At 42.9% G+C, this 14,472-nt stretch carries 12 protein-coding genes and 1 pseudogene; 9 read left to right on the forward strand and 4 right to left on the reverse strand.

Translation table 11 applies throughout. From position 1 onward, the window contains the following. Nucleotides 1-1,110: an efflux RND transporter periplasmic adaptor subunit gene (locus tag RGE70_RS05245; protein WP_310470479.1), complete on the reverse strand. Its 1,110-nt coding sequence runs from the start codon at nucleotides 1,108-1,110 to the stop codon at nucleotides 1-3. A 163-nt stretch (nucleotides 1,111-1,273) separates the two neighbouring features. On the opposite strand from RGE70_RS05245, the gene RGE70_RS05250 reads away from it, so the two are divergent. Together RGE70_RS05250 and RGE70_RS05255 are read left to right on the forward strand one after the other, a co-directional pair. Further along, nucleotides 1,274-1,897: a TetR/AcrR family transcriptional regulator gene (locus RGE70_RS05250; protein ID WP_310472925.1), complete on the forward strand. Its 624-nt coding sequence runs from the start codon at nucleotides 1,274-1,276 to the stop codon at nucleotides 1,895-1,897. Between the two features lie 226 nt (nucleotides 1,898-2,123). After that, nucleotides 2,124-3,008 (forward strand): autotransporter outer membrane beta-barrel domain-containing protein, encoded by an 885-nt coding sequence (locus RGE70_RS05255; protein WP_310470480.1) that lies wholly within the window; start codon nucleotides 2,124-2,126, stop codon nucleotides 3,006-3,008. 19 nt (nucleotides 3,009-3,027) lie between these two features. Here RGE70_RS05255 and RGE70_RS05260 read toward each other — a convergent pair whose 3' ends face one another. From RGE70_RS05260 to RGE70_RS05270, 3 genes are all read right to left on the reverse strand, one after another. Continuing rightward, complete coding sequence (locus tag RGE70_RS05260) at nucleotides 3,028-3,588, reverse strand: chalcone isomerase family protein (protein WP_310470481.1); 561 nt, start codon at nucleotides 3,586-3,588, stop codon at nucleotides 3,028-3,030. A gap of 22 nt (nucleotides 3,589-3,610) precedes the next feature. Then, nucleotides 3,611-4,090 carry a DUF2947 domain-containing protein gene (locus RGE70_RS05265; protein WP_310470482.1) on the reverse strand — a complete coding sequence of 160 codons (480 nt, stop codon included), beginning with the start codon at nucleotides 4,088-4,090 and terminating at the stop codon, nucleotides 3,611-3,613. 185 nt (nucleotides 4,091-4,275) lie between these two features. Continuing rightward, on the reverse strand, nucleotides 4,276-4,740 hold the full coding sequence (locus RGE70_RS05270; protein ID WP_310470483.1) for a GNAT family N-acetyltransferase: 465 nt from the start codon (nucleotides 4,738-4,740) through the stop codon (nucleotides 4,276-4,278). Nucleotides 4,741-5,194: 454 nt separating this feature from the next. Between RGE70_RS05270 and RGE70_RS05275 the strand changes: the two genes are divergently transcribed. From RGE70_RS05275 to RGE70_RS05305, 7 genes and pseudogenes are all read left to right on the forward strand, one after another. Continuing rightward, nucleotides 5,195-7,369, forward strand: a complete 2,175-nt coding sequence (locus tag RGE70_RS05275; protein WP_310470484.1) for a chemotaxis protein CheW — start codon at nucleotides 5,195-5,197, stop codon at nucleotides 7,367-7,369. Nucleotides 7,370-7,400: 31 nt separating this feature from the next. Then, on the forward strand, nucleotides 7,401-7,886 hold the full coding sequence (locus RGE70_RS05280; RefSeq protein ID WP_310472926.1) for a chemotaxis protein CheW: 486 nt from the start codon (nucleotides 7,401-7,403) through the stop codon (nucleotides 7,884-7,886). Between the two features lie 13 nt (nucleotides 7,887-7,899). Then, a pseudogene (locus tag RGE70_RS05285) lies at nucleotides 7,900-10,410 on the forward strand (methyl-accepting chemotaxis protein); the annotation flags it as partial. A gap of 278 nt (nucleotides 10,411-10,688) precedes the next feature. Continuing rightward, nucleotides 10,689-11,516 (forward strand): CheR family methyltransferase, encoded by an 828-nt coding sequence (locus tag RGE70_RS05290; RefSeq protein WP_310470486.1) that lies wholly within the window; start codon nucleotides 10,689-10,691, stop codon nucleotides 11,514-11,516. Nucleotides 11,517-11,518: 2 nt separating this feature from the next. Next, on the forward strand, nucleotides 11,519-12,565 hold the full coding sequence (locus RGE70_RS05295; RefSeq protein WP_310470487.1) for a protein-glutamate methylesterase/protein-glutamine glutaminase: 1,047 nt from the start codon (nucleotides 11,519-11,521) through the stop codon (nucleotides 12,563-12,565). Nucleotides 12,566-12,842: 277 nt separating this feature from the next. Beyond that, a complete protein-coding gene (locus RGE70_RS05300; protein ID WP_310470488.1) occupies nucleotides 12,843-13,172 on the forward strand; it encodes an Arm DNA-binding domain-containing protein in 330 nt (109 codons plus the stop codon). A gap of 223 nt (nucleotides 13,173-13,395) precedes the next feature. After that, nucleotides 13,396-14,280, forward strand: a complete 885-nt coding sequence (locus RGE70_RS05305) for a nuclease-related domain-containing protein (protein WP_310470489.1) — start codon at nucleotides 13,396-13,398, stop codon at nucleotides 14,278-14,280. The last annotated feature ends 192 nt before the right edge of the window (nucleotides 14,281-14,472 follow it).

Below are 14,472 nucleotides of genomic sequence, written 5' to 3' on the forward strand. Positions count from 1 at the left end.
CTACCTCGCTACAGTGCTAGCTTGGCGCGTGACAATTTGCCCCGCTACTAGCTTATGTAAGCCTTGATTAACATAGAGCTCATTAGCCGAAACCGCGCCATTAATAAAGGCGTTATCTTGTGAGGTATAGATGATTTCAACATCTCGGTGCTCAACTCGATAACGGTCATTGCTAGGCACTAAAACGTAGATGTTCCACAGGCCGCGGACTCCATCTGTCAGTGCCGATACTGGTACCCAGTAACCAGGGGTGTTGATGGTGTGTTGGTAATATAGATAGCTTAATTCGCCATTTATGACGTTGGCGTCGCTAGGCAAGGTCACCCTAAGCTCTACGGTACGGGTTATGGGGTCAAGCTCAGCGCCAATGCCAGCAATGCTCGCTTGGTAAAACTGGTTACGTACCCGCAGTTTTACCGTCTGTCCGGTTGTTAAGGTGTGGGACACGTCAACAGGGACGCCGATATAGGCCTGTACGTTACTACGCTCAATCAAAGTAAATACTGGGCTGCCGAGACTTATTACCTCACCGAGATTATGAATACGCTTACTAATGGTGCCAGTGAACGGGGCTAGTAGTTCAGACTTGTCAATTTTAAGTTGGTTTACTTCGATTGAGGCACTAAGGCGACTTTTTGCTGCCTGTAAACTATTGAGTTGACCCTTGAGTTCATCAAGCTGCTGGGCAGAGACATAACCTTGTTTGTTGAGCTCAAGGCTACGGTTAAGCGTGGCGATGGCTAAGTCCAGATCCGCTTTATTTTGTTGCAGGTTAGCAAATAGCTCATTTTTTTCAGCCAGTAATAATCGTGTGTCGAGCTGCGCTAGTCGTTGTCCTTTAACGACACTGTCACCGCTGTCGACTGTTAACTCGTTAATTTTACCTGCTAATTCAAAACCTACCCCAGTGGTGTTGCCGGCGCGAATGGTGCCAGAAAACTCTTGAGCGTATGGGTAAGATGGCGCGGCAATTAATTCACTGGCACTAACGGATTGATAAATTTGGGCCGCAGGGGCAATTGTTTGCTCATCTTGGCATGCCGTTAATAAAGCGATAACGATTAAACCAAGCAGCAGTTTATGGTGAGCAAAGGCCTTCGAAATATCCATTAATGACAATCCAATTGGGTTAGGTGAATGGTTAACTTAAAGTGAGTAAATTGTTAAATTAGACTGTGTAGTCTATTTTGTAAGAACTAGACTGTCTAGTCCATTTTGTGATTGAATAGTTAAATCTAATTATTTCGGCCCCTTCAATAGAGTAATAATGGCAATGAACGTAGCGGTGATGAGTCGAAGCGAACAAAAAAAACAACAAATTTTATTGGCGGCAAAAGAGCTATTTTGTGGGCAAGGTTTTGCCAATACCAGCATGGATGAAGTGGCCAAATTAGCTGGGGTATCTAAGCAAACCGTATACTCTCACTATGGCTGTAAAGATGATTTATTTGTGGCGTCAATTGAATCTAAATGTCTGATTAATGGCGTTAACCAAGAGATGTTATCTGATCCCGCTATCCCCGAAGATAACCTCACTAAATTTGCCCAGCATTTTGCTGACGTGGTGGTAAGTTCTGAGGCTATCACTGTGTTTAAGGCCTGTGTGGCGCAGGCTGATACCCATCCTGAAATTTCGCACTTATTCTACAGCGCCGGCCCTGAAAACATGCTGCGAATACTCACTGACTATTTAAAAAGTGTGGCGCTAATTGGGCGCTATCAATTTGATAACCCGCAACATTGTGCCGTGCGATTTTGCCTCATGATTTTTGGTGAAATGAGAATGAAACTTGAATTAGGTCTAGATGTTGCCGACCTCATTGATGACCGTACTGAATACATAAATGGCAGCGTGAATATGTTTTTAAACGCTTATAGGGTTCGCTCTGGCTCATAGTGGCGTACACTGGTTAGTGAAGGCTAGGTTGGCTCACCGTGACAATACCGATGAGATATGCTTGGCTTTATATAGTCTGGCGTTTGTAACAAAGTGATCTTATTTTTTATAACAAACGTAAGTAGCAACGCAAAATCAAAGAGTAATGTTAGGTGCGTACAGTTCGATACGCATAGTTAGGCACGGCAAATCATGTTTATGGCCTTGTTCTGCTAATGGAGTTAGCATGTATAAACAATCTGTTTTTATTACCTCAATAGTACTTTCTACCGTAGCGTTTACAGCCAGCGCGCAAGAAAAACCAACAAATAACCGCTCGCCATTAAGTGTCAGTGTGTCGCGTGTTGCGACCGCTTCGGCTGACGTCGGAGGGCAGGGGAGTGAGCTACAGCGTAATCAATGGATGCTTGATTTAAAAACCGGTATGCCACTTAATAAACAGTGGTTTATAGGCGCTAAGCTAGGGTACGACAATTTAGATTATGACTGGTCATCAAACCGCATTAGTGGGCAGTCTACCTGGGACAAAATAGAGCGCTATCGTGTAAGCGTATCATTATCATATCGTCCCAATGAGCAGTGGATGTTTATGCTCGCCCCTAAACTACAATATGCCGCCACCGATAATGCCTCTTTAGGTGATTCGCAAAGCTATGGTGCCGTCTTATCGGCAATGTATCGTTTTGGCTCTGGTAACATGCTTGGATTTGGCGTTGGTTATTTAAATGACATTGATGAAGTGCGAACAGTGCCCTTTTTGGCGGTAAACTGGCAAATTACCGAGCAACTCAAGCTGGGCAATCCGTTTTCGGCTGGCTTTAGTGGCCCAGCGGGGTTAGAGCTCAGTTATACTATGGCCTCTGACTGGGATATCGGTGTAGGTACGTCTAAAAGAACCAGTCGCTTTTTAATTGCTGATGTTGATAAAACCGCAGAAATTGACGAGTGGGTGAGCTTTGCTAGAGTAGGATGGCGAGTGAGTGACGCCGTAAGCGTTAATGGATTTGTTGGGATATTTTACGCAGGTGAGCTAGAGTTAAACCCACAAAACATTAAACAAGATATTGAAAACCAAGGCGCGCTGGCCTTGGATTTCACCTACAAATTTTAACGGTATTGGCTGTTAAAATTTACTTGCCCAACATCGCTTTTTTTAAGCTTTTTTGGGCGGGTTCTTCACCGAGCCAAATGTTAAGCAGTGCTTGACGAAAGTCTTCTCCGCTAATGGTCGCCTGTGCCACACCGTTTTTAAATGCGGTTACGCCAGCAGCTTTGCTGGCTAACAAAGTGAATTGATCGCCATCAATAATCTCGTCGCTAAACAGTGCCATAAATTGATCAATTTGAGTTTGAATCGCAGCCGTATTGCCGTCGGTTGCATCATCAAAACCTTCATTAATTGCATTAATCATTTTTTCCGCTGTGATCATGCCGGAGGTTATATTCAATTTTACCGCTACGTTGTCGGCGGCAATCACTGCGGCAGTATTATCTAAACGGGTAGGAACATACAAACTACCAACATAAAGGTCGAGAAAAAACTTACTGCGTACACCAGCGCCATTAAGCACAAGGGTTTGCTGGTTAAGTGTTAAGCTGTCTTCAAGCATAACACCTGCAACATCTTTAGCCTGTATCGTGCTCGGTAACAGTAATGCCCCAGCGAAAAGTAGGGTCGATAAAAACTTCATAAAAACCTCTTCCTCTGTAGACTTAACCGCGTACACCCAATTTATACTCGCCATTTTGGTTAAACCAAATAGCTTGCTTTTGTTTAGCTGAAATCAGTAATGGGCCATCATCAAAAAACAAAAAGCATTTCCAGTTTCTAACAAATACATCCCAGCGGGTTTCAATGACTTGATATTTTTCATAGCAAAAATATACCTTGGTGGCGTCTTGCCATTGAATATGCTCGGCAATTGGTGCCGGTAGCGCAGGCTCTTCACTGTCCCAATCGCTTTGCCATGGTTCAGTTTGTGCCCATGCGCTGTCTTTTGCTGCCCAGTCGCCTTTACCAAATTGCTCGGCGCAGGTGCTTTTATTGCTTATCCATTTATTCCACACTTCCATCGATGCTTTTTGAGACAACGGCTTAATTAGCGCCTTATCTTCGTCGGTAACTGGCAGATCTTTATGGTTAAAAATCCACTTTCGTTTGTATTGCTCTAATGGAATATACGTATCTGACACGCGACCTCACTGTAGAATGTAGTTAGCTAATAAACTGTAACCGACATTATATACCCAAACTTCGCTAAAGTGCTCGTTTCAGCACGCGTGGTGGCCAAGGTGTAACCACATTTTATAGTAAGGCTAATGATTCAAGCTGGCTGGCGAATTACTCGTCTTAAAACGAGTGCAAAACTTACAAACGCTTAGAGTATTTTGTGCATTCTTATACACGACAAAGAGACGCCGCGGGGGGATTGGTAGTCTGATACGTCTTCGCCGACAAAGCCGCAGGATTGATAAAACGGCGCCGCGTTTAACGTCGAGTCTAGCGTTAAGCAGTTTAAATTATGTTGTATGGCAATATCTTCTAAAAATGACATCATCAACTTAGCTGCGCCTCGACCAAAGTAATCAGGGTCAACAAAAATGGCGTCGATCATCGTCGTGCTTAGCGTTATTTTGCCACTACCAATAACCTGGCCATTTATTTCAGATACATAAAAATTATTAGCAATATCATCAACAAAACTTTGTGATAATTCACCCTCTGTCCATAGGGTGAGTTGTTGAGGGCTGTATAAATCGGCGCAATTGTCGAGAATCGCTCTATTTCTTAGTGTGTAAATTGTTGCTGCGTCAGCTGCATTGGCCTTTCTAATTGATATCACTTCATCATCCTTTTGGGCTAAATATTACACATTGATAGTGACGGTCAGCACTGCTCAGTTGGCTCGGTATTACAGAGGCTATATTGGGTGTCCATTTTTAACTTTACGATGGCTACTCAAATTGCCGTTTAACGTCAGTTCAGCTGTATCGGCCTAAAAACAACGCTAATTATCCGAAGCTAAAATAAAAAGCCGTTAAAGTCTACTGTTGCCTGTCATGGCGCGCTAAAAGCCCGTAAACAGTAGATATATATATTGTACTCAGTCGCTTGAATCTGCTTGAATTTGCGTTATACCTAAGTGAGTAGTGCAAACATAGCATTAGTATTTATCCGGGTTTTAAGCGCAATGTGATTTAATAAAAGTGGTGTTGTTAGAATGGAATCTACCTACAAAAAAGTGCAATTGAGCGCGGTTTATAAGCTCGATTTCCCGTCCAGGGCGGCGTTAATCTATGCCTGATAATAGCCAACAGTTTGATAAAATCTTTTTCGAAGAGATGACTGAGCATCTTGAAGAGACTGAATCTCTGTTGCTAGATATGAATGAAAATGACGACAATTCAGACGCATTCGATGCCATATTTAGAGCCGCCCACTCCATAAAAGGAGGAGCCGGCATTTTTGGCTTTGATGACATAACCTCTGTCACCCACATCCTTGAAAACCTGCTCGATAAACTTCGGCACGACGAAATACAACTCACACAAACCATGCTTGATGCCTTTTTAGAGGCTAAAGATCTATTAGAATCGTTAAAAAATGTTTACCAGTATGACGAGGCCTGCGTTGACCCTGCCAGCATTAACCTTTTGTGTAATAAACTTAATGTGTTGTGCCAAGAGCCTGGGCCTGATGCCAGTCAAAGCTCTACCGCATTAGCCGCTGACGCTAATGCTAATGTAGTAGCTTCCCTGTCAGACGAGAGCCGAATTAGCTTAAAGCTGTTGCTGGTGGAAGACAGTAAAGTAAACCAAATGGTAGCGATGCTCACCTTAAAAAAACTTGGCTTTACTCAAGTAGAGGTCGCTAAAGATGGCCAACATACATTGGATGTATTAAATGCGGCAGAAACCCCCTTTGACGTAATTTTACTTGATTGCCAAATGCCTATTATGGACGGCTATCAAGCAGCTCAAGCGATCCGTAAAGGTGAGGGCGGAGCTCAGCACAGTGATATCGCGATTATTGCCATGACGGCAATGGCAGGAGAAAAAGAGATCCAAAATTGCTTACAAGCAGGCATGGACGACTACTTATGCAAACCCATCAATGCCGAACTGGTCGACGAAAAAATTAGCTATTGGTACCACAAAAAGTTAGCCCCCGGTCAGTCTCAAGCTCAAACCGACACAACTGAGCTCGGCACTGAGGCAGAAAGCCCCATCGCCACGCAAGTTGTAGTTTCGGCTCCAGCGGGCAATAAAACGCGGGCGAAAACAGCCGCGTCCAAGAAGCAGCCCCAGCAAAATGAAACCACATCAATCAGAGTCAGTACTCAAAAAGTTGACCAGCTAATCAATCAAGTGGGTGAGCTAATCATTACCCAGTCGATGCTACAAAAGCTCACACACGATTTAGGGTTTGATGAACATGAACTCTTTGCCGCCAGACTGAAGCAATTAGAAAGTAACACCCGCGACCTACAAGCCTCAGTTATGTCGGTCAGGATGATGCCAATTGGCACAGTGTTTGGGCGCTTTCCTCGAATTATTCGTGACTTATCAACTCAATTAAATAAAAACATCAAGTTAGTGATTGAAGGCGAACAAACAGAACTCGATAAAGGGCTGATAGAGATGTTGGCTGCGCCATTAACACATTTGGTGCGTAACAGTGTTGACCATGGCATTGAGCAGCCCGCTACACGACAAGCAGAGCATAAGCCGGCAGAAGGCGTGATTAAGCTATCGGCTTTTTACCGCGGTGGCGATGTCATTATTAATGTAGAAGATGATGGCGCAGGCATTGATCCCGCAAAAATATTAGCCAAGGCGCGTAATAACGGCTTGACGTTACCTGATGGCATGAGCAATGCCGAAATTTATCAACTGGTGTTTTCAGCTGGGTTTTCAACGGCGCAAACAGTAACCGAAATTTCTGGCCGTGGGGTCGGTATGGACGTAGTTAAGCGCAATATTACCAACATGGGTGGACGCGTTGAAATAAGCTCAGTATTAGGGCAAGGCTCAACCACATCAATACAGCTTCCGCTAACACTGGCCATATTAGAAGGCATGTCAGTGTCTGTTGGCGAGCATATTTACATCATCCCATTGACCTTCATTGTTGAGTCATTACAGCCAAAAGCCGAAAACGTCAAAGTGCTTAATGGTGGCGGCAAAATGGTGCTGGTACATGGTGAATATATACCGGTGTTAACCCTGCATTCCTTTTTTAATATCGACACCGACATCACCGCAATGCACGAGGGCATTGTGATTTTACTCGAACACGATAAAAAAGTGATTGCGTTATTTGTCGACAGTCTCGTAGGACAGCAGCAAGTGGTGCTTAAAAATTTGGAAAATAATTTTCGCAAAGTTCCCTGCGTATCGGGTGCCACCATTATGGGCGATGGTCGAGTCTCGCTAATACTCGATGTTGCGGAGTTAATTGAACAATGTTGAAGCGATATTGGAGCTTGATTTGGATACTAAAATGAGTGCTCAAAAGAGTGAATATTTAACCTTTTGGCTCGGTAAAGAATACTACGGCATTGATATTTTAACCGTGCAAGAGATCCGTACCTATGACCAAGTTACCGCCATTGTGAATATGCCCGACTACATTAAAGGGGTCATGAACCTGCGCGGAGTGGTGATCCCAATAGTCGATATGCGCCTGAAGTTCAACTTACCAGACGTTAGCTACCACGAAATGACCGTGGTGATCATTTTAAATATCGACAGTCGCATTGTCGGTATTGTGGTCGATAGCGTCGCAGACGTGGTGTTATTTGAAACAAATGAAATACAGCCTCCACCCGAGTTTGCCAGTGCGCTAGAGACTAAATTTATTAAAGGCCTAGCCACACATAATGACCTAATGCTGGTGTTGATCAATATACAAAAACTGATGAACAGTTCTGAAATGGCATTATTCGACCAAATCAGTGATGACCCTGCAGGGCAAAATGCCCAGTAAAAAGGATTTTTCTATGAGTAATAACAACAGAGAGTACATTTTACCCGAAGGTGAAATCCTCGTATCTGAAACCGACTTAGCCGGTAACATCACCTTTGCTGATGACAATTTTGTTCGCGTCAGTGGCTTTACGCGCGAAGAGCTCAAGGGGAAGCCCCACAATCTTGTGCGGCACCCTGATATGCCCAAAGAGGCTTTCAAAGATCTGTGGAAAAACATCTCTGCAGAAAAAAGCTGGTCAGGGATCTTAAAAAATAGGCAAAAAAAGGGCGGTTTTTACTGGGTTAAATCAGACGTTATTCCGCTCTACAATGGCGGCGAACATACCGGATTTATGTCAGTGCGTTCTGCACCCAATAGTGTTCAACTAGAAAGAGCGAAAAAGCTGTATCCACTGTTTAAAGCCGGAGAACAGGGAAATCTCATTTTTAAAAATGGCAAAGTTGTTAAAAAAACCAAACAAAAGTGGACTTCAAGTCTGACCATTAAGCAGCGTATACAAGGCTTGGTGTTATTTGCGACGATGTCGTTACTGTTGATACTTGCAACGGGCATATACAGCGCATTTACCGAAAAAGAAGCCGTTGAAGATTTATATCAATCGCATGTAAAAGAGTCGAGCCAACTGAAAAGCATGGCCAGTGTGTGGCAAGAAAGTAAGTACTTACTCAAAATGTCATTGCTAACAGGCGATAGTAACCAGCTACTTAGCATTAGTAATACGTTGCAAGACAAGGCTAACCAGTTAAATGCCGTCGCCACAGAGCTTATCGCAACAATTGATAGTACGAATGTCGATAAAGAGTCATGGGGGAAAGCCATAGCTGTTCAACGTGACTATATAGGCTCAATAAGCCCTTCGTTTAGCCTACTAGCAACACCAGTACTAAGCGATAGCACTGCAGGTGTTCCCCCTACTGAAATTGCTGACATCATCAATAATATCGAGCAGTTTGAACGTGATATTACCGCAATGATTGATATCAACTACCAGCAAGCACAAGTTGTACATCAGTTAAGTGACCAAGTGCTGCTGTGGGAAATCGTGTTGTCAATTACCTTAACCTTACTGTGTATCTTCTTTTATGTACTTATTGCGTATCACTTTAATAAAGATATTCAATCACGATTGCACAAAATTAAGCAGTACTTTAATAAATTAGTGATGCAAGACTACCTGTTTGATATTGACGTGAAAAATCATGATGAAATTGGTGAAGTTTTGCAGTCGCTTAAAATCATGAAAGTGCAGTTAGCTTTCAATATGGAAAAAATGAAGCAAACAGCAACCACGGCAACGCGAATTAAAATTGCGCTCGATAACGTGAGTACCAATGTGATGATTGCCGATAATGAGCGTAATATTATTTACGCAAATCCAGCCATTATTAAAATGTTCAAACAGTCAGAATCGGTGTTAAAAGCCGCGATTCCACACTTTAATGCCGGCAATATAGTTGGCGCTAGTATTGACCAATTTCATACCGAGTCCGCAGAGCAAGCCAATACTCTTAGCAAGCTCACTCAAGCTAACAGCAAAGTTATTGTAATAAACGGCTGCACGTTTAACACCATTACTAACCCGGTTACAAATGATAACGGCGAGCGCATAGGTAGTGTAGGCGAGTGGACTGACCGTACCTTAGAAATTGCAATCGAACAAGAAATAGAAAGTGTCATTCAAGCGGCAGTAAATGGCGACTTTACCCAACGCATGGATTTATCCGGCAAAAATGGTTTTTATACCGTCTTGAGTGAAAGTATTAACCGACTGCTTGAAATAACAGAAGATAATTTAGCTGACATAGTCACAGTGCTGTCGGCACTGGCAAAAGGTGACTTAACCGCCAATATTAGCGGCGATTATTCAGGTGCCTTTGGTGAACTAAAAGACAGCTCAAATTTAACTGTTTCAAAGCTCAAAGAGATGATTATTCAAATTAAAGTTTCGGCAGACACTATCAACACCGCCGCAAAAGAGATTGCAATCGGTAATGTTGATTTAGCCCAACGGACCGAAAAACAAGCCTCAAGTCTTGAAGTGACCGCTTCAAGCATGGAAGAGCTCACCATCACCGTGAAGCAAAACTCCGAACATGCAAAACAAGCCAATCGCCTCGCGAAAGAAACATCTGAAAACGCCATTAAAGGCGGCGACATTGTTAAAAAAGTGGTCAATAACATGAGCGTGATTAATACCAGCTCACGCGAAATTATGAACATTATATCGGTTATCGACAGTATTGCTTTCCAAACCAATATTTTGGCGCTCAACGCCGCAGTTGAAGCCGCTAGAGCCGGCGAACAAGGTCGTGGTTTTGCGGTTGTCGCCACTGAAGTTAGAAACTTAGCACAACGCTCAGCCACGGCAGCCAAAGAGGTTAAGACGTTAATCAATTCATCGGTCGAAAAAATTGAAATAGGCTCTAAACTGGCCGACCAAGCCGGCGATTCCATTTCAGGGGTGGTGAGCTCAATTCACGATGTTGCCAATATTATTGAAGAGATCACCAGCGCCTCAATTGAGCAAAGCATCGGTATCGAGCAAGTGGGTCGCGCTATACTAGAAATTGACGATGTTACCCAGCAAAACTCGGCGTTAGTCGAAGAAGGTTCAGCCGCCGCTAGCTCGCTCGAAGAACAAGTTGCTAACCTTGCAATTTCAGTTGCGGTATTCGACACCGGCAAAGGTCATTTAAATCGCAGCGCTCACTCGCATTCTATGCCAGCTAAGCCACACCGAGAAACACTTGAGCAATCGACCAACCAGGAGGATGACGCACACGACTGGTCAGAATTCTAATGGTGACCGATGGCCAAATTGGGCAACTAACCGAAAGAGACTTTAAAACCATAGTGGCACTAATTTTTAGCCATGCGGGGATTTCGTTAGCAGACAGTAAAAAACACTTTGTATGTAACCGGTTATCAAGCCGGTTACGTGAGAGAAAGCTCAGTAGTTTTCATGACTATATTCAACTGCTCAAACATAAACAGTCAGCTGAATTAGTGTATTTTATTAATGAACTCACCACGAACTTAACCTCTTTTTTCAGAGAGCCCTATCATTTTGATTTGCTCGCGGAGCACATTAATAGGCATTTGCTAGTTAAAAGCAAAACTGAGCCACTCAAAATTTGGTGTTCAGCATGCTCAACTGGAGAGGAAGCCTATAGCATCGCCATGACCATGATGGAGGTCTTTGGTAGCGCTACGCCACCAGTAAAAATTTTGGCAACCGATTTAAATACTCAGGTACTCGCAACTGCCAGAAAAGGCAGTTACAGCCCAGATCAACTGAGTAAATTGAGCGCGATACAAAGAAAAAAGTTTTTTACAGCGAATGTTAGCAATAGCCAATACGACATAAAACCTGAGGTAAAAGCATTAGTGCGGTTTAAACAGTTAAATTTGGTGAGTCAACACTGGCCAATGACTAAAATGTTTGACGTAATATTTTGTCGTAACGTCATGATCTACTTCGACAAACCAACACAGAAAAAGTTGCTGCAACGCTTTGCAAGTTATCTTCCCAGTGGCTCACTGCTATTTTTAGGGCACTCAGAAAGCGTGTCGAGTTTGCAAAATGATTTCAAGCTAATCAGCCAAACCATGTATAAAAGGATGTAGAGATGAAAATTAGAGTTCTAATTGCTGATTCATCCGAAGAAGTATGCAAAGTTATTGAAAGTATAATTAATAATCAAAAAAATATGCAGGTGGTGGGTATTGCCAACGATCCATTTCAAGCCCGCGAAATGATAAAAACGCTAGTGCCAGATGTGCTCACGCTTGCCATCGAGTTTCCGCGGATGAACGGCATATTGTTTTTAGACAAACTAATGAAGCTAAGGCCTATTCCGGTAGTGATGATATCAACGCTACTCGATGAGCAATCACTTATCACCGAAAAAGCCATAAAAATGGGTGCTACTGCCTGTATCTGCAAACCTTCCATCGACCAGCTGGAGCTTATAGCCAGCGATATTATCAACAGCGTTCGTGAAGCTCCAAACCAGTTTAAGCAGCGTGATCTCAGTCAGCTACAGCAAATGCCGTTAACCGCAGGTACCGAAACGGCTACCCGCGATGATAGCGATAAATACCTTATCGCTATTGGCGCCTCAACGGGTGGCACAGAGGCGATAACTAAATTGTTAACGCGTATGCCAACTAACTGCCCAGGTATTGTAATTACCCAGCATATGTCTAAAAGTTTTACTGGCTCATTTGCTGCGCGGCTTGCTGGTTTGTGCGCGATTAACGTCGCCGAAGCAACCCACAACACCCTAATTAAAGCAGGTAATGCGTATGTAGCCCCAGGTGATCAACACCTACTGGTACAAAAGCGTTCAGGTTGCTACTACAGCATGTTAAGTGACGCTGAACCGGTGAATTTACATCGACCCTCTATTGATATTTTATTTGAATCTGTGGCTGACAGCTGTAAAGGATTTGGCGTGGGAATTATACTCACTGGCATGGGAAAAGATGGCGCTGCAGGGCTATTAAAAATGAAACAAGCAGGCGCAGAAACCATCGCACAAGATGAAGCTAGCTGTGTGGTTTACGGCATGCCAAAAGAAGCTGTAAAACTCGTCGCAGCGAAACATCAATTGCCGCTGGGCAGAATCACCGATGCCACCTTAAATTACATTAATAGCCGCAGGAAAAAATAAAAGTAAGATATTGTTTTAAAGGCTATATTGCAATTTTGACAGCTAAGCATATTGAATGGTTGAAACTTGAAATGCATACATTTGGCAAAATATATGGTCTCCCCACAGGCGAGGATTGGCGACATTAACCAAAATTGATGAAAGTTAACGAATCTCTATTTATCAATATCTTACGGTGTTATTTTGATTTTTGACTTTAATCAAAATTACTGTAAATTGATAAAATCTATCTCCTATGGCGGCACATAGGCGGCACAGGATTCGAGGTTAAGTCACTATGGTTAAAGAAATTAGTTTCACAAAACGTTGTTTCGAACAATTAGAACCTTTTGAGAAAAGGTATATAATTCAAGACGCTAACCACAGAGACTCTGTAAAAGGGCTTGTTCTTGAGATAATGCCATCAGGAAGCAAGTTTTTTCGCTTTCGCCGCAAGCGATTAGGGCGGGACGTTTCAGTTACTTTTGGTGAGTTTCCTAACCTCACTATTGAGAACGCCAGAAAACTGGCAAAGCAAACTGCGGTAGAGCTTTCTAAGGGAGTTAACCCTAACGAGGCTAAGCGTGAACAAAAGCGAGAAGCTGAACTAGAACGCGAGCTGTCGTAAGCAGCTGGATTTACTCCTTCTGTCGCAGTTGGGCATAAATGTTGGTGATGTTCTAGCTACTGATAATTTAAAGCCTAATGATTTTAATAAGTTTGAGCAATATCTCTCACATCATCAAAGGATTTTTTGTCAGCTAAATGATATAAATATGTTCTAGACCAAATTAAAAGGACAGCAATTGCGTTAAATTGTTGTTTTATTTGCCATTTATTCAAGGATGAGTATGAGTGAGTTAACCGCAAACCTCTTATCAATAGTGATTCTACTGTCAGGGATGGGTGTGGTGTTGCTGGTGATGTTTGTCATGCTTAAGCACCGTGATAAAACGGTGAGGTTACCGATAGATAGAGAGCAGCTTACTCGCATTCCAGCTTTAGGTTTACAGAACAAAATTCAAGATCTTCAGTTTGATGTAGTTTCAGCACTGTTAATGGCTGTTATCGTTGTCTGCTTTCCTTTTGCGTATCTAGGAGTCAAAGCACACTTAACAACGGGTACTTTTCCTTGGCTTTTTAGCCTATTTATTGTCATTGGTCTTACCTACAGCGGTTATCGAACGTGGAAAGGTTTTTCTCAATTATTTAAATTTAGGCTTGGTCATACTGCAGAGTTAGCTACAGCAAGTGAGCTTATCGGTTTGCAAGCTTTGGGGTATCAAGTCTTCCATGATGTACAAGCTGATGGGTTTAACATTGATCACTTAGTAGTTGGTCAAAATGGTGTATTTGCCATTGAAACCAAAGGACGGCATAAGCGAACTCAAGACAAGAAGAATGGTGGCAAAGATTATCAGCTTTTTTTTAAAGATAATCGTTTAGTTTTCCCATCTTGGATAGAGATTAAACCATTAGAGCAAGCCAAAAGACAAGCCAAATGGGTAGGAGAGTGGTTAACTAAGTCAGTAGGACAACCTATCACACCGTTACCTGTTTTAGTGTTCCCTGGTTGGTATGTCACCAGCCAATCAAACCCACCGTTCCCCATCATGAGTCATAAGCAGCTGGCGAAGACGATACCAAACTTGAGAACACAAATATTCACCCAAGACCAGGTGAACGCTATTGTTTATCAAGTGGCACAGCGGTGTTTGAGTAGTGATACAAAATAGCCATGCAGAGTAAAGTAAGCAATAAGTTTACTCTGACCCCATTTATTATAAATGTACTCAGCTGAAGATATAAGCGCGCCCTCTTGGGCAAGCAAACTTCTTATTTCATATTCACCCCGCTTTAGCCATTGCTCCTCGCTAATATGTCGACGATTCACACCTATCACTAACCAAGCCTCCTAAAGAGCAATA

Origin of the sequence: Shewanella youngdeokensis (assembly GCF_033180165.1) — a bacterium.
Classification (GTDB): Bacteria; Pseudomonadota; Gammaproteobacteria; order Enterobacterales; family Shewanellaceae; genus Shewanella; species Shewanella youngdeokensis.

Bases quoted from the DNA above. Each gene is read 5' to 3' on its own strand.
- RGE70_RS05250 (WP_310472925.1), top strand. From the start codon at position 1,274: ATGAACGTAGCGGTGATGAGTCGAAGCGAACAAAAAAAACAACAAATT.
- RGE70_RS05280 (WP_310472926.1), top strand. From the start codon at position 7,401: ATGAGTGCTCAAAAGAGTGAATATTTAACCTTTTGGCTCGGTAAAGAA.
- RGE70_RS05300 (WP_310470488.1), top strand. From the start codon at position 12,843: ATGGTTAAAGAAATTAGTTTCACAAAACGTTGTTTCGAACAATTAGAA.
- RGE70_RS05245 (WP_310470479.1), bottom strand. From the start codon at position 1,110: ATGGATATTTCGAAGGCCTTTGCTCACCATAAACTGCTGCTTGGTTTA.
- RGE70_RS05255 (WP_310470480.1), top strand. From the start codon at position 2,124: ATGTATAAACAATCTGTTTTTATTACCTCAATAGTACTTTCTACCGTA.
- RGE70_RS05305 (WP_310470489.1), top strand. From the start codon at position 13,396: ATGAGTGAGTTAACCGCAAACCTCTTATCAATAGTGATTCTACTGTCA.
- RGE70_RS05290 (WP_310470486.1), top strand. From the start codon at position 10,689: ATGGTGACCGATGGCCAAATTGGGCAACTAACCGAAAGAGACTTTAAA.
- RGE70_RS05260 (WP_310470481.1), bottom strand. From the start codon at position 3,588: ATGAAGTTTTTATCGACCCTACTTTTCGCTGGGGCATTACTGTTACCG.
- RGE70_RS05275 (WP_310470484.1), top strand. From the start codon at position 5,195: ATGCCTGATAATAGCCAACAGTTTGATAAAATCTTTTTCGAAGAGATG.
- RGE70_RS05295 (WP_310470487.1), top strand. From the start codon at position 11,519: ATGAAAATTAGAGTTCTAATTGCTGATTCATCCGAAGAAGTATGCAAA.